Below are 22,393 nucleotides of genomic sequence, written 5' to 3'. Positions count from 1 at the left end.
GCCGAGCAGGCATGATGCAGATGTCACACACCGTGTTGACTCATTGAACGAACCAATATCTAATATATTGCATGCCCTCTGAACGGCTTCCCCGTCTCGACCGCTCCCTGCTCCGCGACCAGGCGTACCGCATGCTGCGCGACGCGATCGTCGACGGCGACCTGGCGCCGGGAGAGATCATCCGGGACGGCGAGCTGGCCGAGCGGGTCGGCCTGTCGCGCACGCCGGTCCGCGAGGCGCTCGCCCGCCTCTCCGACGAAGGACTCGTCGAGACCAAGCCCCACGCCTACACCCGCGTCACTCCGCTCGTGGTGCGCGACGTCCGCGACGCGTACGTCGTCGTCCGGGCCATGCACGAGCTGGCCGTGCGCACGGCGGTGCCGGTGCTGACGGAACGGCACCTCGAGACGATGCGCGTGGCCAACGCGCGGTTCGCCGCCGCCCTGGACACCGGTGACGTCCAGGCGGCGCTGGCCGCCGACGACGAGCTGCACGACGTGCCCGTCGCCGCGGCGGGCAACCGCGCGGTGGCCGCGACGATCGAGCGTTACCTGCCGCTGATCCGGCGGCTGGAGCGGCTGCGGTTCGGCTCCCTTCCGGGGCGGCGCTCGATCGCGCTGCACGACCGCCTGATCAACGCCTGCGCCGCGGGCGACGCCGAGGCGGCCGTGGCCGCCACCGCCGAGATCTGGGCCACGCTCGGCGACCTTCTCGACAAGGAGATCTGATGACGACGCTGGACGACTTCCCCCGCGAGCGGCTGCTGTTCGGGCCCTCGCCGGTGCACCCGCTGCCCCGGCTGACCGAGCACCTCGGCGGCGCGGTGAACCTGTGGGCCAAGCGGGAGGACTGCAACTCCGGGCTCGCCTACGGCGGCAACAAGACGCGCAAGCTCGAATACCTGGTCGCCGACGCACTCGCCCAGGGCTGCGACACGCTCGTGTCGATCGGCGGCGTGCAGTCCAACCACACCCGGCAGGTCGCCGCCGTCGCCGCCCGGCTCGGCCTGAAGTGCGTCCTGGTGCAGGAGAGCTGGGTGGAGTGGCCCGACGCCGTCTACGACCGGGTCGGCAACATCCTGCTGTCCCGCCTGCTCGGCGCCGACGTCCGGCTGGTCGAGGCCGGTTTCGGCATCGAGTTCAAGGAGAGCTGGGAGAAGGCCCTGGACGACGTCCGGGAGCGCGGCGGCAAGCCGTACGCCATTCCGGCGGGCGCGTCGGACCACCGGCTCGGCGGCCTCGGCTTCGCCGGCTGGGCGCGGGAGGTCGAGGAGCAGGAGCGCGAGCTGGGCGTCTTCTTCGACACCATCGTCGTCTGCTCGGTCACGGGCAGCACCCAGGCCGGGATGGTCGCCGGTTTCGCGGGGAAGGGACGGCGGATCATCGGCATCGACGGCTCCGCCAAGCCGGAGGAGACGCGCGACCAGATCGCCCGGATCGCGCGGAACACCGCCTCGCTGATCGGGACGGAGGTCCGCGACGACGAGATCATTCTCGACGAGCGGTACCACGCCGGGACGTACGGCATCCCGGACGACCAGACCCTGGAGGCGATGCGGCTCGCGGCGCGGTTCGAGGGGATGATCACCGACCCGGTGTACGAGGGCAAGTCCATGGCCGGACTTGTCGATCTCGTGACGAACCAGGAGATAGAGGCAGGATCCACCGTCCTCTACGCTCATTTGGGAGGGCAACCCGCGCTGAACGGATACAGCGCGCTTTTCCGCTGAGGGGCTGACATGCAGGACGTTCGTGACAATGAGGTCGCGGGTGTGGACCTGGCCGGCGTCGACCTGGACGTGCTGGAGGAGATCCAGCGCCGCGTGCTCTGGCTGGCCGTGCGCATCGTCGACGCGGCCAACCGCGAGCGCGACACCGGCGACGGCGTGAAGGTCGGAGGGCACCAGGCGTCGAGCGCCTCGCTCGTCACCGCGATGACCGCGCTGTGGTTCGCGCACCTGAACGCCGAGGACCGGGTGAGCGTCAAGCCGCACGCCTCCCCGGTGTTCCACGCGATCAAGTACCTCCTCGGCGACCTCGACCGCTCCTACCTCACGACCCTGCGCGCCCGCGGCGGCCTGCAGTCGTACCCGAGCCGCACCAAGGACCCCGACGACGTCGACTTCTCCACCGGCTCGGTGGGCCTGGGCGCGGCGGCGCCGCTGTTCGCCGCCGCCGTCCGCCGCTACGTCGACGCCCACTGGCGCGATGACTCCGCCGCGAAGGCGCGGTTCGTCGCGCTGCTCGGCGACGCCGAGCTCGACGAGGGCAACGTCTGGGAGGCCATCGCCGACCCGGCCACCCAGGGCCTCGGCAACGTCATGTGGGTCGTCGACTTCAACCGGCAGTCGCTGGACCGCGTCGTGCCGGGCGTGCGGATCGCCCAGTGGCGCGGGCAGTTCGAGGCGGCCGGCTGGCACGTCGTCGAGGTCAAGTACGGCCGGCGGCTGCGCGAGGCGCCCGCCGCCGTGCGCGGCTGGATCGACGCGATGCCGAACGAGCACTACCAGGCGCTGTTCGGGCTCACCGGCGCGAAGCTGCGCGAGACGTTCCTGGACGGCGCGCCCGCCGAGGTCGTCGCCGCCGTGGCGGACGTGCCCGACGACGAGTTCGCCGGGCTCGTCCAGGACCTCGGCGGCCACGACCTGGTCGCCATGCTCGAGGCGTACGCCCAGTGCGACGCGGTCACCGACCGGCCCAGCGTGATCTTCGCCTACACGGTCAAGGGCCATGGCCTGCCGATCGCCGGGAATCCGCGCAACCACTCCGCGCTGCTCACCGGCGAGCAGGTCGACGCGCTGCGCGGCGCCCTGCGGGTGCCCGGCGACGAGTGGGCCCGGTTCGACCCGGCGACGCCCGAGGGCATCCTGTGCAACCAGCGGCGTGAGTCCCTGCGCCGTACGCCCGTTCCCGGCGCGCTCGGCGTGAGCGTTCCGGCGGCGACCGGGGTACGGACGTCGCGGCCCGTCTCGACCCAGGACGCCTTCGGCAAGATCCTCGTCGACCTGTCCCGGGCGGAGGAGGTCGCGCCGTACCTGGTCACGACCGCGCCGGACGTCGCCACCTCGACCAACCTCGCCGGGTTCATCAACCGCACGGGCGTGTTCGCGCCCGCCGAGCAGCGGGCGTGGAGCGTGGATCCGCTGCTGAAGTGGACCGAGGGGCCGACGGGCCAGCACATCGAGCTGGGCATCTCGGAGATGAACCTCTTCCTGCTCCTCGGCCAGCTCGGGCTCGCCGGCGACCTGCACGGGCAGCCGCTGCTGCCGGTCGGCACGGTGTACGACCCGTTCGTCTGCCGGGGCCTGGACGCCTTCATCTACAGCGTCTACTCCGGGGCGCGGTTCGTCGTGGCGGGCACGCCGTCGGGGGTGACGCTCGCGCCGGAGGGCGGGGCGCACCAGTCGACGATCACCGCCTCGATCGGGCTCGAGCTCCCGAACGTCACCTACGTCGAGCCCGCCTACGCCACCGCCCTGGACTGGCTGCTGTGCGACGCGCTCGGCCGGATCGCGGCCGGCCCGGCGGAGACGACCACCGCGGTCCCGGCCGAGGACGGCGCGTACTACTTCCGCCTGACCACCCGGCCCCTCGATCAGACACCGTTCGAGCAGGCGCGGGAGCGGCTCGGGGACGCGGTGCTGCGCCGCCAGGTGCTCGCCGGGGCGTACCTGCTGCACCGGTCGGAGGTCGACGGCCCCGCCGTGCAGCTGGCCGCCTCGGGCGCCGTCCTGCCCGAGGCGCTGGCCGCCGCCCGCGAGCTGGAGGAGGAGGGAATCGCCGCGCACGTCGTCGACGTGACCTCCCCGGATCGGCTCTACTCCGCGTGGCAGCGGACCCTGCGCCAGGGCGTCCGGACGGCGACGACCCCCTCGGAGGCGGGCGCGCTCCGCGCCGCCTTCCCGGTGCGGGCGCCGATCGTCACCGTCCACGACGCCGCGTCGCACGCGCTTGCGTGGCTCGGCTCGGCGTTCGGCGTGCCGAGCGTGCCGCTCGGCGTCGACCAGTTCGGCCAGTCCGGGACGATCGCCGAGCTGTACGAGCTGCACGACCTGCTCCCGGGCTCCATCGTCAACGCCGCCCTGGCCGCCCTCGCCCTCGGCTGATCTGGAAGAGGGGCCGGATCTGATCCGGCCCCTCGATAAGAGGCTCAGCGGTCGGCGGGGACGTACGCCGGCCGCACGAGGTCGGGGACGGTGGCGGGCGCTTCGCTGTGGGACAGACCGGGCAGCCAGGACAGCCATCGCGGGAGGTACCAGTTCGCCTCGCCGAGCAGCGTCATCACCGCCGGGAGCAGCACCGCGCGGACGATCGTGGCGTCCAGCAGCACGGCGATGGACAGTCCGACGCCCATCTGTTTGAAATCCTGCATCGACAGGGTGCCGAAGACGGCGAACACCGCGACCATGATGACGGCGGCGCTGGTCACGGCGCCGGCCGTCGCGCGGATGCCCTGCGCCACCGCCGGCGCCGTCGGCGTGCCCTGGTCGTGGGCCTCGCGGATCCGGGAGACGACGAACACGTGGTAGTCCATCGACAGCCCGAACAGCACCACGAAGACGAACAGCGGCAGCCACGACTCGATCGCCCCGACGCCGTGGGTGCCGACGAGACCGGCGCCCCATCCGTGCTGGAACATCGCCACCATCACCCCGTACGCCGCGCCCACCGACAGCAGGTTGAGCACGATCGCGGTGGCGGCTATCGGGATCGAGCGGAACGAGACGAGCATCAGCACGAAGGTGATGCTCAGCACGAAGACGAAGACCGGCACGATGCTGCGCCGCAGCTGGGTGTTCCAGTCGGTGGAGAAGGCGAGGGTGCCGGTGACGTGCGCCTCGGCGACCCCGCCGAACGCCGCGGGCACCAGGCGCTGCCGCAGGGTCGCCAGGGCGTGCCGTGACGTGGCGTCGGAACCGTTCCCGGCCAGCGGCACGCTGATCGTGGCGACGTTCGCCGCCGCGTGGACCTGCGTACGGACCGGCCGGCCGAACTCCCCGCTCTGCCGCGCGGCGTCCTGGAGCGACCGGATCGCCTGCCGGACGCGCGGCGCCTGGACGTCCGACGCCTTGACCACGACGAGGGCGGGGTCCGGGCCGCCGGGGAAGGCCGCGTTGATGTGGTGGTAGGTCTGGATCAGGGCGGCGTTCTTGGGGATCTGCTGCTCCATCCGGAGCTTCTCGGTGTGCATGCCGAGCGCCGGGGCGGCCAGCGCCAGCAGGAAGGCGGCGGCCAGCGCGGCGGCGATGCCCGGGCGGGCCAGGACGGGGCGCAGCACGGCGTTCCAGAAGCGGCCGGTCGACCGCCTGCGGTGCAGGAACGGGATGCGCCCGAACTCCACCTTGTCGCCCAGCAGCGACAGCAGGGCGGGCAGGACCGTGACGGATCCGATCACCGCGATGAGGACCACGAGGATCGTCGCGACCGCGAAGCCCTCGAACAGCAGCATCCCGGACAGGAACATCCCGGCCATCGCCACCATGACCGTCAGCCCGGACACCAGCACCGACCGGCCGGACGTCGCGGCGGCGATGCGCAGCGCGGTCTCCCGGTCCCGCCCGGAGGCGCGTTCCTCGCGCTCCCGGCGCAGGTAGAACAGGCAGTAGTCGACGCCGACGGCGAGGCCCATCAGCAGCATCACCGAGTTCGCCGAACCATCCACGTGCATGGCGTGGCTGACGACGGCGAGCAGCCCGTTCGCCGCGAGGAACGCGGTCAGTGCGACGGCGACGGGGACGATGGCGGCGAGCAGCGCCGCGAAGGCGACCAGCAGGATGCCCAGCGCCAGCGGTACGGCGGTCAGTTCCGCGCGGGAGAAGTCCCTGCCCAGCGTCTTGTTGAACCACCGCTCGCCGGACGCGTCCCCGAACTCCTCCACCCGGACCTCAGGGTGCCGGGCCCCGGCCCGTGCCACCGCGGCCTGGACCGGCTCGACGCGGTCGGCGGCCGTCTTCGGATCGCCGGCCAGGTCGAACTGCACCAGCGCGTCCCGGCGGTCGCGGGAGACCAGCGGTTCGCGCACGGTCGCCGCCCGGCCGCTGTCGCGGATCGCCCGGGTCACGTCCGGGACCGCCGCGCGGAACCCGTCCGGAGCGGCGCTGTGCACGAGCACCATCTCGGTGGCCGGGCTCTTGATGCCCGCGTCCTCCAGGATGCGGACCGCGCGCCCGGAGTCGCCGGTGCCCTGCTCGCCGTTGGTCAGCTGCTTCTGTCCGGCCATGCCGCCGATGAGCACGGCCGCGACCACGAACAGCAGCCACCCGAAGATCGCGGTCTTTCTATGGCGGGCGCTCCAGCCGCCCAACCGCGCGGCCACGTTGTCCTTCATCCCCGTCCCCTTCACCGTCCGGCGGGTTCATGTCGTCGCTGATGACGGTAGGAATCCGGCGATTCGACTCCCAGCCGGTGAGCCCCCGGCCCGGCGGGGAGGTGGCACCCCGCCGATGGTGGGGCTGCCTCCACCTTCGCCGGACCAGGTCTCCCTATCCTTGAGGCATGACCACCCAGCTCCGGTTCGACCGCGGCCACACCGACGACCTCGCCGGCTTCATCGCCGCCAGCCCGTCCCCGTACCACGCGGTGGCGAGCGCGGCCGAGCGCCTGGAGAAGGCCGGGTTCCGGCAGGTGGCGGAGACGGACGCCTGGACCGGTGAGACCGGCGGGCGCTACGTCGTACGCGGCGGGGCGATCGTCGCCTGGTACGTCCCGGAGCACGCGCGCCCCGAGACCCCGTTCCGGATCGTCGGCGCGCACACCGACTCGCCCAACCTGCGGGTCAAGCCGCTCCCGGACTCCGGTGCGTACGGCTGGCGGCAGGTCGCCGTGGAGATCTACGGCGGGCCGCTGCTCAACAGCTGGCTCGACCGCGACCTCGGATTGTCCGGCCGGATCGTGCTGCGCGACGGGACCACGCGCCTGGTCGCCGTCGACCGGCCGCTGCTGCGGGTGCCGCAGCTGGCCATCCACCTCGACCGGGCCATCGGGGAGAAGGGCCTCCAGCTGGACCGGCAGCGGCACACGCAGCCGATCTGGGCCCTCGGCGCGGTCGACGAGGGCGCGCTGATCAGGTTCGTCGCGGAGGAGGCGGGGGTCGAGGCGCGGTCGATCGTCGGCTGGGACCTGATGACCCACGACGTGCAGCCGCCCGCGTACCTCGGCCGTGACCAGGAGTTCCTGGCCGCCGCGCGGCTCGACAACCAGCTGTCGGTGCACGCGGGCACCGCCGCGCTCGCGGTCGCCGCAGGCTCACCCGACCTGCCGTACATCCCGGTCCTCGCGGCGTTCGACCACGAGGAGAACGGCAGCGAGGCCGACACCGGCGCGGGCGGCCCGCTGCTCGGCGCGATCCTCGAGCGGTCGGTCCACGCGCGGGGCGGCTCGTACGACGACCGCGCGCGGGCGTTCGCCGGCACGATCTGCGTCTCCGCCGACACGGGCCACGCCGTCCACCCGAACTACCCCGAGCGCCACGACCCGACCCACCGCCCGATGCCGAACCGCGGGCCGATCCTCAAGGTCAACGTCAACCAGCGGTACGCCACCGACGGGGTCGGCCGCGGCGTCTTCACCGCCGCCTGCGACCGGGCCGGGGTGCCCGTGCAGGCGTTCGTGTCGAACAACGCGATGCCGTGCGGCACGACCATCGGCCCGATCACCGCCGCCCGCCACGGCATCACCACGGTCGACGTCGGCGTCCCGATCCTGTCCATGCACTCCGCGCGCGAGCTGTGCGGTGCCGACGACCCGTACCTCCTCGCCCGCGCGCTGACGGCGTTCCTGGAGGGCTGACCGCCGCTCAGCCGGCGGTCACCGTGATGGTCACCGTGGCGGTGCTCGTGGCGGCGGGCAGCCTGGTCGTGTCGATCGCGAGGTACTCGCCGTCGTCCTGCCGGCCGTCGGGCAGCGTCTTGACGTGCAGGGCGTACGGGGGCGTGGCGTTCGTGACGCCGTCAACGCCGAAGTCGCTGTCGTTGCTGATCACGAGCGTGCGCCCGCCGTCGGTCGTGGCGACGCCCTCGACCTTGTCGTGCCCGAAGAAGCCGCCCGTCGGGTCCAGGCCGGTCAGCAGCCCGCCGAGGTCGAGGCCAAGGCTCTTGCGTACCGGCGTGATTCCGACGGCGGCCAGGTGCGACCGCGACGTCGCGGTGTCGTCCGAGCCGACGTACGCGTCGATCGTCTTGTGGTCCGTGCCGACGAGCAGCCCGCCCTTGGCCGCGTCGTACACGGCGCCGGGCACGGAGGCCCGCGGCCCGACGCCCGTCGCACCCGCCAGGTCGATCGTGAAGAGCCTCTTGTACGCGCCCGGCTCCATGTTCCCGTCACGCTCGTCGACGAGGAACCTCGTGCCGGACATCGCGGTGATCTCGCTGACCGCCCCGCTGTTCTTCTTCGGGTCGTCGAGCAGGTAGACGTACTCGTGCGTCGCCCGGGTGCGCAGGTCGTACGTCACGATGCGCAGCGTCGTGATGTTCTTCGGCTTGGCGGTCACGTCAGGCTGCTGCAGCGCCGACTGCATGATGCCGACGAGCGTCCTGCCGTCGGGGGTGATGGTCAGCCCTTCCATGCCCTTGTTCGGCACCCGGTTCGCGAGTTCGCGGGGCAGGGAGCCGTCGAAGGGGGACAGCCGCTCGAGCGCGCGGCCGGTCCGGTCGAAGTGCGTGATGAACGGCCCGTACTCATCCGACACCCAGAAGGACCCGTCCCGCATCGCGACCAGGCCCTCCGAGTCGTACCCGCTCGCGCTCGGCGCCAGGGGGTTCCCGTTCAGGTCGACGAGGTTCTCCCCGGTGGTCGCCTGCGGGTTCACCCGGCCGGAGTACGGGGTGCCGTCGGCGGCGCGCAGCGGGATCGTCCGCTCGAGCACGGCCTTGCCGTCCCGCAGGCGGAACCGCCCGATGGACGGGGTGAATCCGGGCAGCGGCAGGATCTTCTCGCCGTTCGGGCCGTCGACGTTCGGCCCCCGGTCGGTCAGCCCGTAGAACTCGTCCCGCGAGCCGGGCACCGGAGCGAGCGCGGAACCGTACGCGCCGGCGGTGACTTTCACGCCGCCGATCGTGGCGAGCGGCGGCAGGTGGATGGCGTAGAGCCGGACCGCGTCGGTGACGGTGTAACGGAAGGTGTCGGTCCCGGTGAACCCGGCGGCCGGCGTGTACCGGAACGAACCGTCGGGGTTGAGGCTCAGCGATCCGTGCGTCGGCGAGGTGTGCGAGATCAGCGTGATCGGCCGCCCGCTGTCATTGCGGAAGAGACCGTGGCCGCGCACGTCGAGGCTCCGCCCGGCGCGCACCCGGTAGGCGTCGTCCCGCGCCCGCAACGAGGGGTGGGACGCGCCGGCGGTGGCGATCCCGGCGCCGGAAAGGGACAGGGCCAGTGTTCCGGCGGCGGTGGCCGCGACGGCGCGACGGTTCATCCGAGGTCTCTCCCATGGACGGTGCGAATCTGCCTTGCGGATTGTGCCGATCATGGGTGGACGGTTCGCGTCGTCCGGGCGACGCGGCGGTTAACCGCCGCTGGTGAGTGCCCGAGTGCACTGCCGCAGCGCGTACGAGCCGAAGTCGTCGGCGAGCCGCTCGGAACCGCCTCGATCGGCCGAGCCCGGGTCCCAGACGACGACCGGTGACTCCCCGGCGCCGTCCCGGCGCGAGAGGTCGAGACACACGAGCCCGCCCATCCCGTCGTACTGGATGATCAGCAGGTCCGCCGGGAAGCGGGGATCCGTCCGTGCGTCGAGCGTCCCGCTGACCGTACCGAGGAGCGTGTCTCCCATGGCGGGCGTCCGGTAGACGCCGAGGAAGTCCGTGCCGTCCACCTCGCAGGAACCCACCTCTGCGAGGAAGCGGCGATAGGAGGGCGGGAACGACGCCCCGAGCTTCCGCTCCGCCCCGGCGAGGTCCGCCGGGCTCAGCCCGCCCGTCCACCGGCAGGACTCGGGGTTGCCCCGCAGCAGTTCGACGAGGGAGACCACCGACGCGACGCCGCTCATCTCCCGCACCTTAGCGATCCCACCTCACAGCCGCCCGGTGCGTCGGTCGAGAGCGGCGACGCCTCAGTCGGAAGGACCGTGTCACGGCAGGGAATTCCGGATGCCGCCGATGATCAGTTCGAGGCCTGCGAGGAAGGCGCGGTCGCGTTTCTCCCGGGGCCAGGTGCCGGCCTTCCGGGTCTGTTCTTCCATCGTGGAACCGTTGACGTAGGCCAAGACGGTGTCCACGGCGACGGTTGCGCCGTCTTCGGACAGGCCGGCGGCGACCAGGGCGGCGACGAGGCCGTCGAAGGCGGCGACCGCCTCGTCGCTCGGCTGCTGGAAGCCGGCCAAGAGGCGTGCGCCGTCCCGGTGCGCCAGCATGACCTCGCGAGCGCCGATCGCGACGGCACGAAGCCGCTCGTCCCAGGGGCCTTCGACCGGCGGGGCGGCCCCGTCCGGCGGGACGATCAGGTGCGCGACCATCGCGTCCAACAGCGCCTGCTTGCTGGGGTAATGCCGGTAGAGCGCGCTCGCCCGCACCCCGAGCCGGCTCGCCAGCAGCCGCATGGTGAGGCCGTCCAGCCCGACCTCGTCGAGCAGCTCGATCGCCGCCCGCAGCACCTCGGTGCGCCGCTGCCCCATCCACTCCTCCTGGCCGGTTGACAGATCGCCTCGGTCTAGGTGAACAATGTACACGTGAACGTTGTTCACGTGGAAAGCGGAGGGATGTCATGACGGATCGGGTACTGGTCATCGGGGCGGGGCTCGGCGGGCTGACGCTCGCGCACGCCCTCATCCGCGCGGGCGTCGACGTGCGGGTGTACGAGGCCGACGACGGGGCCGACGAGCGGCTCCAGGGCTACCGGATCGGGCTCGGGCGGCCCGCGATGGACGCGCTGCGCGCGAGCCTGCCGCAACGGCTCTACGAGCTGGTCGAGGTTACCAGCGGAGGCCTGACCGGGCCGGGGCTGATGTTCGACGAGCAGCTGAACGTGCTCAGCCGCGACCTGCAGGGGCCGCCGGCGGAGGCCCGGGCGGTGGACCGGCAGGTGCTGCGGCGCATCCTTCTCGGCGCGCTGGAGGACCGGATCACGTACGGCAAGCGGCTGACCGGCTTCACCGAAGCCGACGGGACCGTGACCGCGCGCTTCGCCGACGGTACGGAGGCGACGGGCCAGGTGCTCGTCGGCGCCGATGGAGGGAACTCGGTCGTGCGGCGGCAACTGGTGCCCGAGGTCCGGCTCGTCGACTCGGACCTCTGCGGCGCGATGGGCCGCACGTCCCTCACCGACCGTTTCCTGCGGCTCGTGCCGGGGCGCGGCACGATGGTCAGGGGCCCTGAGGTCACGCTGATGCTGGGCCGCATGCAGTTCGACAGGGAACCGTCCGAGGCCGCCGCCGAGCTCGCCCCCGAGCTGCCCATGCCCTACCGGGACAGCTACGTGAGGTGGGTGCTGATGGTCCCGCCGGAGCACCCGGCCGCGACCGGACCGCGCATCGAGGACGCGCGGGACCTGGTGCTGGAGCTCATCGACGGCTGGCATCCCGACCTGCTGGACCTGGTGCGCTCCGCCGACATGAGCGCGAGCGGCCGATCCCGGATCTTCGACCGGCCGATGCCGCCCTGGCCGGTCGGCCGGGTCACGCTCTTGGGCGACGCCGCGCACCTGACGCTGGCCAGCGGCGGAAACGGCGCGAACACCGCCATGCAGGACGCCGTACGGCTGGCCGCGCGCCTGTCCGAAACCGGGCGCGGTGAGGGCGACCTGACGGCGGCGCTCGGGGAGTACCAGGCCGACCTGCTCGAACGCGGCAACGCGGCGGTGGAGCACGGCAAGGCGAAGCTGAAGACGTTCATCCCGTGACCGGCCCTCGCCGGCGGGTCGGCTTGGCCGGGCAGGGGCGGGTCACGACCGACTGTCGCTCGCGATCCTGGCGGCACGGACCCCGACCGGTGAGGCGTCTCGTCCTGCGGTGTCTACTGGGGCGAGCAGATTTCTTGTGTGAGTAGACGGTGTGGAATGAGCTGGCGGCCGACGCCACGGCCGCCGTGATCGCCGTGGATTGCCGTGGCTGGAGCAACGAAAATCCGCGGCACGAGCCATCAGGCCCTCGCGGCCGGTGGCGGCTCATCGAAGCGGCCGATCCGGAGGAGCTGACCGGCGCGGTTCTCAGCGCTCGCGCCCGAGCCGGGGATGGCGGCCTGCCCGGCACCCGCCGACGCTGACCGGCGCGGCCCTCAGGGCGCGGACGCGACGCTTTCGCTCAGCAGGCTGTGGACGGCCTGGACGGCGGGGGAGACCCAGCGCGACCGGGGGCGGAGCAGCCAGAGGCGCTGCTCGGACAGGTCCGGCGGCCGGAGTCGTACGAGTCGGCCATCTGATAGTTCCTCGGCGATGGTCACGGTCGGGAGCAGGGCCACGCCGAGGCCGGCCGCGACGCAGCGTTTCACCGTCTCGACACCGCCGAACCGGGGCTGGGCCACCGGGGCTCCGGCGGCCGCGATCAGGGCGGCGAGCTCGTCGCTGTAGGCGCAGCCCTCCTCCAGGAGGAGGACGCCTGCGGCAGCGAGCTCCGCCGGCGTGACGGGGCGGTCGCGGGGGAGGCCCGTCGTGGCGGGCGCGACGAGCGACATCTCCTGGATTCCCAGGTCCACGACGTCTGCTTGGGGCGTGTTCAGCGACGGCTCGAGGGTGAGGGCGAGGTCGGCGCGGCGGTCGGCGATCGCGGTCAGCGCGGTGCGGGTGTCGGCGGGGAACAGCGACAGGTCCACGTCGGGGAAGCGCTCCCGCAGCGCGGGCAGGAGCGGAGTCAGCTGGTAGGCGCACACGGACTCTGGGGCGCAGAGCCGTACGGGACCGGCGGGGCGCTCCGGGTCGGCCGTGAGCTCGGCGAGCATGCGTTCTTCGAGGTCGAGGATCTGCTCGGCGCGCTCGGCGAGGAGTGTGCCCGCGTGCGTGGGGGAGACGCCGCCGGGGTGCCGGTCGAGGAGGGGGGTTCCGGTGAGGCGCTCGAGGGCTTGGACGTGCGTGGTGACCGTCGACTGGACGAATCCCAGCTCGGCGGCCGCCGCTGTGATCCCACCGGTACGGACGACCGCGAGGAAGCTCCGGAGAAGACGGGTGTCCATCGAAGACCGCGATCCCCTTCATCGGAATTCATCGTTGGACGCGATGGTATCCCGGCCAGCAGAATCATGGACATGACGAACACCGCACTGGAAAGCCAGGGCCGCGACCTGCCGTCGGCCGTCCTTCGCTACACCGCCTTCGACGTGGACGGGAAGGGCGGCAACCCGGCCGGCGTCGTGCTCGACGCGCGAGGCATGGACGAGACGCGGATGCAGGAGATCGCCGCCGAGGTCGGTTACTCCGAGACGGCCTTTCTGACCAGGGAGGAGGAGCGGCGCTTCCGGATCCGGTACTTCAGCCCGCTGGCCGAGGTGGCGTTCTGCGGCCACGCGACGATCGCCACCGCCGTCGCTCTCGCCGAGCGCGAGGGAACAGGCGACCTGGTGTTCCTCACCTCCGCCGGAGAGGTCGCGGTCGCGACGCGGGAGGAGGACGGCCGCGTTCTCGCCACGCTCACCAGCGTGGCCCCGGCAGTGCGCGCGGTGGACGACGCCGACCTCGCCGCGGCGCTGGCCGCTCTGCGCTGGGAGTACGCCGAGCTGGACCCGGCCCTCCCGCCGCGCATCGCCAACGCGGGCAACGACCACCTCGTCCTCGCCGCCGCCTCACGCGAGCGGCTCGCCGACCTGGACTACGACCAGGACGCGCTCGGCGACCTCATGGCGCGCCGGAGCTGGACGACCGTGCACCTGGTGTGGCGCGAGACGGAGACCGTCTTCCACGCCCGCGACCCGTTCCCGCCGGGCGGCGTCTTCGAGGACCCCGCCACCGGCGCGGCCGCCGCCGCCTTCGGCGCGTACCTGCGCTCCCTGGAGCTCGTCGCCCCGCCGGCCCGCGTGACGATCCACCAGGGCGAGGACATGGGCCGCCCGAGCCGCCTGCTCGTCGACGTCACGCCCGGAGCCGACGCCGGCATCCGGGTGAGTGGTACCGCGGCCCCGATCGTCGGCTGACGGTTCCGGCCGTCGCGTCCGAACGGCCCGGCGCGCACAGGACGTGACTCGACGCCGGCATCCGGGTGAGTGGTACCGCCGCCCTGATCGCCGGCTGAGGGCTCAGGCCGCAGGTCCGGAACATCCCGGGCGGCAAAGGGCATGACCGGGGTGCGCCGGGACACCGGCGGCCGGGGCGGAGCCGCAGCAGGCCACGGCGGCGGTCAGCGTCGGTCCGGCGGCCGCGAGCGGGGCGGTCAGCACGGCGGTCGCGACGGCGAGGCCCAGCAGGGCCCGCGTACGGCCGAGCGGCCGGGTGCCGGTGATGAGGCGGCGCGCGCGGGCGCCCGTCGTCGTGCCGCCCGCCGCGAGCGCGGGGGCCATCGCACCGGCCGGGATCGCCTCGGCCAGGGCGAGCAGGGCTTCGGCGACGGTGAGACGACCGGAGCCTTTCGCTGCGGCGTCGTCGGCGGCCAACTCGACGAGGAACGCGATCTGCTCCCTGGCGGCCGTGAAGACGGGGAGCGGGCCGAACGCCCGGGCGAGGGCCTGGGCGGCGGTCAGGGCGAGGTGGTGACGCTGGCGCAGGTGGGCGCGTTCGTGTGCGAGCACGGCGGCCAGCTGATCCTCGTCGAGCGCCGCCAGCGCCCCGCTGGTCACCACGATCCGGCCATGGCGGCCGGGGACGCAGTAGACGGCCGGGGCGTCGTGGTCGACGACGGTCACGCCCAGCCGGGCGTCGGGGCGGCCGACCAGCGCGAGCCCGTCGCGGCGGAGACGCCGTTCGCGGGAGGCGACGCCGTACGCGCTGCACAGGCACCACAGGACGCGGGCCGCCACGGTGAGCGCCAGGACCGCGCCGGTCGCGACGGGCACGGCCGCGACCGAGAGGGTGTCGGGCGCACACGGCCACTCGACCGGCCCGTAGCACCGTCCCGAGACGACGCCGGCCCGGGTGGCCGCCGTCGTCGCGGTCAGCCCGGCGAGGATCACCGAGCCGACGACGGAGGCGGACAGCGCCTGCCAGGCGGCGATGGCCAGGAGGGGAGCGCGGGACGGCCACGACGCCCGCCGGAGCAGGGCGGTCCCGGCGGTCGCCAGCAGCAGTGCGTAGCCGAGGAGGAGCAGCGTCACGGTCATCGCGGCCGCCGCTCGGCGTCCTTGGCCGTCTCGAGGGCGCGGCGGATCTCGGCCATCTCTCCCGGCTCCATCCTCTCCATGAACCGTACGAGCGCGGCCGCCCGGTCCTGCGCGGAGTCGAGCGCCTCGGCCATCAGCTGGGCGGTGTAGTCGTCCCGGCTGCCCGCCGGCCAGTAGCGGAAGGCCCGGCCGTGCTTCTCCCGGGCCAGCCAGCCCTTGCGGTAGAGGATCTCCGTCACGGTGAGCACGGTGTTGTAGGCCGGCGCCGGCTCGCGGCCGAGGCGGTCACGGACGTCCCGGACCGTGATGGCCTTGTCCGCCGACCACACCACCTCCATGATCGCCGCTTCGAGCTCCCCGAACTGCGGCATCCGCCCTCCTCGCTCGATCACCTAAGCCGGATAGTACATGTGGCGGCTACTCGCCGTCCGGGAAGGCGTAGCGGGAGGGCACCTGGACGCCGGCGTTCGCCGGTCCGTACACCAGCGCGATCTCCCGGTGGGCCGTCAGTTCGACGGCCGCCGGGTCGCCGGTCTGCTTCTTGCCGTCGACGTAGGCCGTCAGCGTGCGGGAGCCGTCGGCCTTGAGGCCCCCGAGCCCGGTGGCGCTCAGCCGGACGTTCCACTCGGTGAACAACTGTCCCAGTGTGTAGTGCTTGTCGGTGGTGGGCGCCTCGATGTGCAGCACTCCGGTGGTGTCGTGGGTGTGCAGCTCGGACATCGCGTCGCCGGACGCGGCGATGCCCAGGTTCGCCGGGACGGTGACGGCCTTGCCGTCGACGAGAATGTCCAGGTGGGTGTGGAAGTGCCGCGCGGTCCCCTCCATGGGGGCCACGGCGAGCCCTTCGGCGCGGGCGCGGTCGGCCGTGTCGTCCGGACGCTGCCACGGCGGGAGGCCTGTGGCGGCGGCCGCGGCGTCGCGGGCCCCGGTCGCACCGGACGCCGTCGTCTTGGCCTTGCTGGACCCGCCATCGGACGTCGCGGCCCATACGCCTCCGGCGACCAGCGCGGCGGCGACGACCCCGGACGCCGTCCAGGTCAGGACCCGGCGGCGTCTCCGCCCGCGCTCCGCAGCCGCCCGCTCGGCCGCGAGCCGCTCCCGTGCGCTCCGTCGCGCCGCTGCTCCGCCGCGCCCATCCTTCTTCGCCGTCGCCACCGTGCACCTCCGCCATAAAAACTAAGCTACTTAGGAGAAGCGTAGCGTGCCGAGGCAAGTCGATGATCGGTTCGCGTCGCCAGCGCGTCGGCGGACCGCGCTGACCGCTCACATCTTCGCGATCACTTCCTCGGCGAAGCGCTCCAGGGTGGCGATCTTGAGGCTCAGGCCGGAGCAGCGCTGCTTCTCCTCGGCCGTGGCCAGCCACCAGGGGGCAGCCAGGGTGCCGTCGACGCCGCGCTCCCGCCACTTGCGGTACAGCGAGGGGCTGGGCATGGCGCCGATCGGCGCGATCACCCGTAGGTCGTCGAGCTTGCGGCCGTGGTCGGCGAGGTGCCGGGACAGGCGTTCCAGGAGCTCGGACAGCTGGTCCTCCGAGTAGATCCGGTTGCCGATCCAGCCGTCCGCGAAGCGCGCCGTACGGCGCAGCGCCGCGTCGCTGTCCCCGCCGACGTACACCGGGATCGGTGCGGACGGGACGGGGGAGATGCTGAGCGGGCCGAAGTCGTACCACCGCCCGTGGTGCTCGACCGGCCCGCCCCGCCAGAGCGTCCGCAGGGCCGGCAGCATCTCGTCGAGTCGCCGGCCGCGCGTGTGGAAGTCCTGTCCGGTCTGCCGGAACTCGTCCGCGCACCAGCCCACGCCGACGCCGAACCGTACGCGGTCGCCCGACAGCACGGCCGCCGTCGAGACGGCCTTCGCGACGGTGAACAGGTCGCGGGCCGGGGCGACGTAGACGTTGGTGGCGAAGTTCAGCCGCGAGGTGACCGCCGCCATCGCGCCGATCGTCACCCACACGTCCGGCCAGTGGGTGTTCGCGTCGTACGGCGGGGCGCCCGTCTCGGAGTACGGGTACCGGGACTCGTAGTCGGCGTGGAAGAGGTGGTCGGAGACGGTCAGGGTGTCGTAGCCCAGGCGCTCCGCCGCCTGCGCCAGCCCGATGTACTCGCCGGTCTCGCAGAACCCGGCCAGCCAGAACTCCACCGCGTCAGTCCGCGAACTCGGGGATGACCTTGGTGGCGAACAGCTCGAGGTTCCGTTTGACGGTGTCGAGCGGCAGCACACCCTGCTGGCCCTGCATGTACAGGCCGAACCATTCGAGGTCGGGCATCCGGTCGAGCATCCGCTGGATGCCGCGCTTGACGTCGTCCGGGCCGCCGAGCAGCGCCATCTCGACGTCGTTCATGCGCTTGAAATCGCCCTTCTCCGGGCTGATCGGGACGTGCTTGTCGTCCTCCTTCTTGCGCATGACCTCCAGGTAGCCGAACGGCCCGAAGAAGGCGGCGAAGTCCTTGGGCATGTTCCTGCCGTACGTCTCGATGGCGTCCTCACGGGTGTCCGCCATGCCGACGATCTTGAGGATGCCGGTGTGCTCGCCGAGCTTGTAGTTCCGGCCGCACTTGGCCGACTCCTCCTGGTAGAGGCGGGCCTTGGCGGCGTGGTCGTCGGGGTTCGGCGTGAACAGCCAGGGCAGAATGTGCTCCTGGGCCGCGCGGATGACGGACCGGTCGCTGATCGTGAACGGCTGCCACAGCTCCGGATAGGGGTTCTGGTAGGGCCGCGGGCACACGGCCACGGAGCGGATCACGTCCTCGTCGTCGATCTCGCCCGGTGCTCCGAAGGTGCGGGTCCACTCGGTGGCCGGCCAGCCGGTGATGCCGTCGTGCGGGAACGGCACCTCGTAGTCGAGGACGTCGCTCTTGTACTTCAGCGTGTCCTGCGTCCACGCCATCTTCATGATCTTGAGGATCTCGCCGAAGACGTCGAAGTTGCGGTTGTCGGACGCCGATCCGTCGGACCGTGCGGCGGCGGCGTGCCAGCGCTGGCCGAGGACGTTCATCCAGCGGTTCTGGTAGCCGCGCGCGACGCCGAGCCGCAGCCGTCCCTTGGAGAACTGGTCGAGCAGCGCGACGTCCTCGGCGGCGCGGATCGGGTCCCAGGCGGGGAGCACGAGGCCGAGGGGCGCCAGCAGGATCCGCTCGGTACGGGCGGCCAGGTCGGTGAGGAACATCAGCGGGTTGACCGAGAACTCCATGCCTTCCGAGTGGAAGTGGTGCTCGGTCATCATCAGGGCGTCGAAGCCGATCCGGTCGGCGTGGACCGCGATCTCCCGTACCTCGTGCAGGAGTTTCTGGTACGACTCGGTGTCCCGCCCGATGGGCCGCTTCGCCTTGGCGTTCTCCTCGGCGCTGTAACCCGACCCCGGAATCTGCGGGTTGAGGAAGATGGCGAACTTCACTGCGTTACCCCTTTAATCCATCGGTTCATGACGAGCAGGAATTCCCTCGGTCGTTCCTCGTGGAGGCGGTGGCCCGAGCCGGGCCAGGTCACGGTCGTCGAGGCGGGATGCTTGAACAGCGACTCCTCCCAGGCGGCCTCGGCGGGGTCGAACCGGAAGGTCAGCACCGGGCACTCCCGGCGCACGAGGTACTCGTCGGACGCCGGCCGGACGCCGATCGAGCCGTCGCCGAGGAAGAGCCCGGCGAACGCCTCGGCCAGCACGTGCGGCGGCATGGCGAGCAGCCGCCGGGCGTGCCAGGTCTTGATCATGGGTGGCGTGACGGGCGTGTAGCACCACTTGTCGATCCGCAGCGCGGCGCCGGCGTCCGCCTTCAACGCCCGTACGCGCGCGGGAGCGTCCTCCGCGACTTCCGGAGAGTGGCCGTAGCCCGGATCCACGCAGACGAGGGCCCGTACGCGATCGGGGTGCTCGACGGCGAGGATGCTGACGACCTGGCCGCCCATCGAGTGCCCCACGGCGACGACCTGCGGGATGTCGAGGTGATCCAGCAGCCGGACCAGGTCGCCTGCCATGTCGCGGGGGTGGAACCCGCTCGGCGGCACCGAGGAGTTCCCGTGCCCGCGCAGGTCCACCGTGATCACGCGGTATCGCGTCGCCAGGTCCGGCAGGTGCCAGGTCCACTCCTGGGAGTCCGAGCCCCAGCCGTGCACGAGGAGGAGCGGCAGGTCGCCGGTTCCGTCGTCGGTGTAGAACAGCCGAACGTCGCCTCCCGGCCGGCCCGGGTCCGCGAGGTCCGCGAACGGCATGGCGCCCCTCTCGTCCGTACCAACCGAACAAGCGCACGCTACAACAACTTAGAATGACCGAGCAATCGCTTGGTCGAATAACCTTCGGAGGGCCGATGAGGCTGGGTGTCACGATGTTCGCCACCGACCGGGCGATGCCCGTCCCGGAACTCGCCGTGGAGGCCGAGCAGCGCGGGTTCACCTCCCTGTACGTGCCCGAGCACACGCACATCCCGGTGAGCCGCGCGACCCCGCCGCCGACCGGCGACACGGTCCTGCCGGAGGAGTACTCCCGCACGCTCGACCCGCTCATCGCGCTGGCCGCCGCCGCGTCGGTCACGTCGCGGATCACGCTGGGCACCGGCGTCTGCCTGATCGCCGAGCGGGAGCCGATCGTCACCGCCAAGGCCGTGGCGACGCTCGACCTCCTCAGCGGCGGCCGGGTCGCCCTCGGCGTCGGCTTCGGCTGGAACCGGGAAGAGGCCGCCGACCACGGGGTGCTCTGGAAGAGCCGCCGCGACCGAGCGCGAGAACACGTCCTCGCCATGCGCGCGCTCTGGACGACGGAGGAGGCGTCGTACGAGGGGGAGCACGTCCGCTTTGCACCCTCCTGGGCATGGCCCAAACCGGCGCGCCGCGTCCCGGTCCTCCTCGGCGGCGCGGCGGGCCCCACGCTGTTCCGGCACGTCGCGGAGTACGGCGACGGCTGGCTGCCCATCGGAGGCGCGGGCATCCGCGAGGCCCTGCCCGCTCTACGAGACGCCTGCGCCCGCGCCGGCCGGGACCCGGTGCCGGTCATCCCCTTCGGCACCGAGCCCACGCCCGCCAAGCTCGACTACTACGCCTCCCTCGGCATCGAGGAGGTCGTCCTCCGCGTCCCCTCAGGCCCTCGCGACCAGGTCCTTCCCGTCCTCGACACGTACGCCGAGACGTACGTGACCGCGCGCGCCGACCGGACCCCGTGACGAGTCACGTCTCCCGCAGCCGGCCGTCGCGCAACTCCAGGCGGCGGTCGATCCCGATCTCGTCCAGGAAACGCTCGTCGTGACTGACGACGAGGAACGCGCCCTCGTAGGCGCCGAGCGCGCTCACCAGCTGCCCGGCGCTCACCAGGTCCAGGTTGTTGGTGGGCTCGTCGAGCAGCAGGAGCTGCGGTGCCGGCTCGGCGCACAGGACGCACGCCAGCGTCGCGCGCAGCCGTTCCCCGCCCGACAGCACCGCCGCCGGCAGATGCGCGCGGTCCCCGCGGAACAGGAAGCGCGCGAGCAGGTTCATCCGGTCCGCCTCCGCCATGCCGGGTGCGAACGCGGCCAGGTTCTCGGCCACCGTACGGTCGAGGTCGAGCAGGTCCAGCCGCTGCGTGAGGTGGGCGATCCGGCCGTCGGCCCGCTGGACGGTTCCGTTCTCCGGCTCGAGGTCGCCCGTGACCAGACGGAGCAGGGTGGACTTGCCGGCGCCGTTGGGGCCGGTCAGCGCGATGCGCTCGGGGCCCCGGATCACCAGGTCGGCGCCGTCCCCGGCGAACAGTTCCCGGTCGCCGAAGCGCACCCGGAGTCTCTCGCCGATGAAGAGGTTACGGCCGGCCGGGACATGGGTGCCGGGCAGCTCCAGTGTGAGCCTCTGGTCGTCACGCAGGGCCCGGCCCGCCTCGTCCAGCCGGGCGCGGGCGTCGTCGACCCGCGCGGCGTGCGTCCGGCCCGCCCGGCCCGCCGACTCCTGGGCGCTGCGCTTCAGGTTGCCGGCGACGATCTTCGGCAGGCCGGCGTTCTTGAGGTTGCGGGCGGCGTTGCCGGCCCGGCGATCGGCGCGTTCCCGGGCGAGCTGCATCTCCCGCTTCTCGCGCTTGAGCTCCTGCTCGGCGGTCCGCACGCTGCGTTCGGCGGCCTCGCGGGCGATGCGAACGGACTCCTCGTAGTCCGTGAAACCGCCGCCGTACAGGCGTACCTCTCCCCGGTCGAGCTCGGCGATGCGGTCCATGCGATCGAGCAGCGCCCGGTCATGGCTGACGAGCAGCAGGCAGCCGCGCCATTCCTCCAGGACGTCGTAGAGCCGGTGACGCGCGTCCACGTCGAGGTTGTTGGTCGGCTCGTCGAGGAGCAGGACGTCCGGGCGTCTCAGGAGCTGCCCCGCGATACCGAGGGAGACGACCTGGCCGCCGCTGAGGGTGCTCAGCCGCTGCGTGAGGGAGACGCCGCCGAGCCCGAGCCGGTCCAGCTGGGCGCGCGTGCGCTCCTCGATGTCCCAGTCGTTGCCGATGGTGGCGAAGTGCTCCTCGTCGGCGTCCCCGGACTCGATGGCGTCGATGGCCCGGATGACGGGCGCGATGCCCAGAACCTCGGCCACGGTCCGCTCGCCGGCCATGGGCAGGTCCTGGGGGAGATGGCCGAGGACGCCGCTCACCGAGACGGAACCGGCGGTGGGCCGGTACACCCCGGCGATCAGCTTGAGCAGCGTGCTCTTACCGGAGCCGTTGGGCGCGACGAGGCCGGTGCGGCCGCCCCCCACGGTGAAGGACAGGTCGGTGAAGACCGGAGTGTCGTCCGGCCAGGAGAAGGACAGGTGGGAACAGACGATGAAAGCGTCGGACATGCGCGAAGACCTTGCGTGTGCCGCGGGCGCGTCGGGGGCGACCCGGCGGAGAACGGGCGAGGGGCAGACGTAATCCGGCCACCGACGGCGGCGCCTCTTCCACGCACCGGCCAGTGGCCTTCACCGCGGGCATCAGCCCTCGATGTCTACGTCACCCGCCACGTTCAGTCTCCTCGATGAGGGATGGTCACCGGCGAGTCTACAGCCGACCCGCACGGACGCTACGCGACCGCGCACGCCGAGCGATCACCGTGACGCTCTTGGGCGTGGGCCGTCACAGTCCGGGCAGGCGACGGCCCGTCGGGCTGATGGAGTATCCGCAAGCGATCTGATAGCCTCAAACCACTGCTCCCCGCCGTCCGGGTCTTCCCGCACTGGCGGGGATTATTTTTTGGGTCGATAGTCCGTTATGTTCCGCGCTGTGCTTCAACTGCGTTGATTCCTCTGTCGATATTG

The 22,393-nt window shown here is 72.2% G+C and carries 19 protein-coding genes; 7 read left to right on the top strand and 12 right to left on the bottom strand.

Annotated features, from left to right (window positions below; genetic code table 11):
- Positions 1 to 71: 71 nt before the first annotated feature.
- From ABEA24_RS17105 to ABEA24_RS17095, 3 genes are read left to right on the top strand one after another with little or no spacing between them, the layout of a single operon-like run.
- Entirely contained in the window at positions 72 to 728 is a 657-nt protein-coding gene (locus ABEA24_RS17105) for a GntR family transcriptional regulator (protein WP_345431837.1), read from the top strand.
- The gene (locus ABEA24_RS17100) at positions 728 to 1,729 is read left to right on the top strand and encodes a 1-aminocyclopropane-1-carboxylate deaminase (protein ID WP_345431836.1); all 1,002 of its coding nucleotides are present in this window, start codon (positions 728 to 730) and stop codon (positions 1,727 to 1,729) included. The genes ABEA24_RS17105 and ABEA24_RS17100 overlap by 1 nt, the downstream gene beginning before the upstream one ends.
- Positions 1,730 to 1,738: 9 nt before the next feature.
- The gene (locus ABEA24_RS17095) at positions 1,739 to 4,105 is read left to right on the top strand and encodes a transketolase-like TK C-terminal-containing protein (RefSeq protein WP_345431835.1); all 2,367 of its coding nucleotides are present in this window, start codon (positions 1,739 to 1,741) and stop codon (positions 4,103 to 4,105) included.
- A gap of 44 nt (positions 4,106 to 4,149) precedes the next feature.
- On the opposite strand, the gene ABEA24_RS17090 is transcribed toward ABEA24_RS17095, so the two are convergent.
- The gene (locus tag ABEA24_RS17090) at positions 4,150 to 6,327 is read right to left on the bottom strand and encodes an MMPL family transporter (protein WP_345431834.1); all 2,178 of its coding nucleotides are present in this window, start codon (positions 6,325 to 6,327) and stop codon (positions 4,150 to 4,152) included.
- Between the two features lie 167 nt (positions 6,328 to 6,494).
- On the opposite strand from ABEA24_RS17090, the gene ABEA24_RS17085 reads away from it, so the two are divergent.
- Positions 6,495 to 7,787, top strand: a complete 1,293-nt coding sequence (locus ABEA24_RS17085; RefSeq protein ID WP_345431833.1) for a M18 family aminopeptidase — start codon at positions 6,495 to 6,497, stop codon at positions 7,785 to 7,787.
- Between the two features lie 7 nt (positions 7,788 to 7,794).
- Here ABEA24_RS17085 and ABEA24_RS17080 read toward each other — a convergent pair whose 3' ends face one another.
- The 3 genes from ABEA24_RS17080 to ABEA24_RS17070 all read right to left on the bottom strand — a co-directional run bounded on the left by ABEA24_RS17080 (position 7,795) and on the right by ABEA24_RS17070 (position 10,605).
- The gene (locus ABEA24_RS17080) at positions 7,795 to 9,408 is read right to left on the bottom strand and encodes an esterase-like activity of phytase family protein (protein WP_345431832.1); all 1,614 of its coding nucleotides are present in this window, start codon (positions 9,406 to 9,408) and stop codon (positions 7,795 to 7,797) included.
- 90 nt (positions 9,409 to 9,498) lie between these two features.
- Positions 9,499 to 9,981 (bottom strand): SMI1/KNR4 family protein, encoded by a 483-nt coding sequence (locus tag ABEA24_RS17075; RefSeq protein WP_345431831.1) that lies wholly within the window; start codon positions 9,979 to 9,981, stop codon positions 9,499 to 9,501.
- Positions 9,982 to 10,062: 81 nt separating this feature from the next.
- Positions 10,063 to 10,605, bottom strand: a complete 543-nt coding sequence (locus ABEA24_RS17070; protein WP_345431830.1) for a TetR/AcrR family transcriptional regulator C-terminal domain-containing protein — start codon at positions 10,603 to 10,605, stop codon at positions 10,063 to 10,065.
- Positions 10,606 to 10,694: 89 nt separating this feature from the next.
- Here ABEA24_RS17070 and ABEA24_RS17065 point away from each other — a divergent pair, with 89 nt between their 5' ends.
- The gene (locus tag ABEA24_RS17065) at positions 10,695 to 11,828 is read left to right on the top strand and encodes an FAD-dependent oxidoreductase (protein ID WP_345431829.1); all 1,134 of its coding nucleotides are present in this window, start codon (positions 10,695 to 10,697) and stop codon (positions 11,826 to 11,828) included.
- Between the two features lie 374 nt (positions 11,829 to 12,202).
- Here the strand turns inward: ABEA24_RS17065 and ABEA24_RS17060 are convergent, their stop codons facing one another.
- Positions 12,203 to 13,093, bottom strand: a complete 891-nt coding sequence (locus ABEA24_RS17060) for a LysR family transcriptional regulator (RefSeq protein ID WP_345431828.1) — start codon at positions 13,091 to 13,093, stop codon at positions 12,203 to 12,205.
- Positions 13,094 to 13,165: 72 nt separating this feature from the next.
- Between ABEA24_RS17060 and ABEA24_RS17055 the strand changes: the two genes are divergently transcribed.
- A complete protein-coding gene (locus tag ABEA24_RS17055; protein WP_345431827.1) occupies positions 13,166 to 14,047 on the top strand; it encodes a PhzF family phenazine biosynthesis protein in 882 nt (293 codons plus the stop codon).
- A gap of 102 nt (positions 14,048 to 14,149) precedes the next feature.
- On the opposite strand, the gene ABEA24_RS17050 is transcribed toward ABEA24_RS17055, so the two are convergent.
- From ABEA24_RS17050 to ABEA24_RS17025, 6 genes are all read right to left on the bottom strand, one after another.
- On the bottom strand, positions 14,150 to 15,166 hold the full coding sequence (locus ABEA24_RS17050; RefSeq protein WP_345431826.1) for a M56 family metallopeptidase: 1,017 nt from the start codon (positions 15,164 to 15,166) through the stop codon (positions 14,150 to 14,152).
- Positions 15,163 to 15,537: a BlaI/MecI/CopY family transcriptional regulator gene (locus ABEA24_RS17045; protein WP_345431825.1), complete on the bottom strand. Its 375-nt coding sequence runs from the start codon at positions 15,535 to 15,537 to the stop codon at positions 15,163 to 15,165. Before ABEA24_RS17045 ends, ABEA24_RS17050 begins: the two co-directional genes overlap by 4 nt.
- Before the next feature lie 46 nt (positions 15,538 to 15,583).
- On the bottom strand, positions 15,584 to 16,321 hold the full coding sequence (locus tag ABEA24_RS17040; protein WP_345431824.1) for a hypothetical protein: 738 nt from the start codon (positions 16,319 to 16,321) through the stop codon (positions 15,584 to 15,586).
- 108 nt (positions 16,322 to 16,429) lie between these two features.
- The gene (locus ABEA24_RS17035; RefSeq protein WP_345431823.1) at positions 16,430 to 17,305 is read right to left on the bottom strand and encodes a TIGR03619 family F420-dependent LLM class oxidoreductase; all 876 of its coding nucleotides are present in this window, start codon (positions 17,303 to 17,305) and stop codon (positions 16,430 to 16,432) included.
- Positions 17,306 to 17,309: 4 nt separating this feature from the next.
- Positions 17,310 to 18,560, bottom strand: coding sequence for an LLM class flavin-dependent oxidoreductase (locus ABEA24_RS17030; protein ID WP_345431822.1), 1,251 nt, complete (start codon positions 18,558 to 18,560; stop codon positions 17,310 to 17,312).
- Positions 18,557 to 19,369 carry an alpha/beta fold hydrolase gene (locus tag ABEA24_RS17025; protein WP_345431821.1) on the bottom strand — a complete coding sequence of 271 codons (813 nt, stop codon included), beginning with the start codon at positions 19,367 to 19,369 and terminating at the stop codon, positions 18,557 to 18,559. The genes ABEA24_RS17030 and ABEA24_RS17025 overlap by 4 nt, the downstream gene beginning before the upstream one ends.
- A 95-nt stretch (positions 19,370 to 19,464) precedes the next feature.
- Between ABEA24_RS17025 and ABEA24_RS17020 the strand changes: the two genes are divergently transcribed.
- Entirely contained in the window at positions 19,465 to 20,313 is an 849-nt protein-coding gene (locus ABEA24_RS17020) for an LLM class F420-dependent oxidoreductase (RefSeq protein WP_345431820.1), read from the top strand.
- 4 nt (positions 20,314 to 20,317) lie between these two features.
- On the opposite strand, the gene ABEA24_RS17015 is transcribed toward ABEA24_RS17020, so the two are convergent.
- Positions 20,318 to 21,937 (bottom strand): ABC-F family ATP-binding cassette domain-containing protein, encoded by a 1,620-nt coding sequence (locus tag ABEA24_RS17015; protein ID WP_345431819.1) that lies wholly within the window; start codon positions 21,935 to 21,937, stop codon positions 20,318 to 20,320.
- Positions 21,938 to 22,393: the final 456 nt, after the last annotated feature.

This window comes from Actinoallomurus vinaceus (assembly GCF_039542055.1).
Lineage (GTDB): Bacteria > Actinomycetota > Actinomycetes > Streptosporangiales > Streptosporangiaceae > Actinoallomurus > Actinoallomurus vinaceus.
Note: the sequence above shows the minus strand (reverse complement) of the source record. Positions and strands in the feature narration are given on the sequence as shown.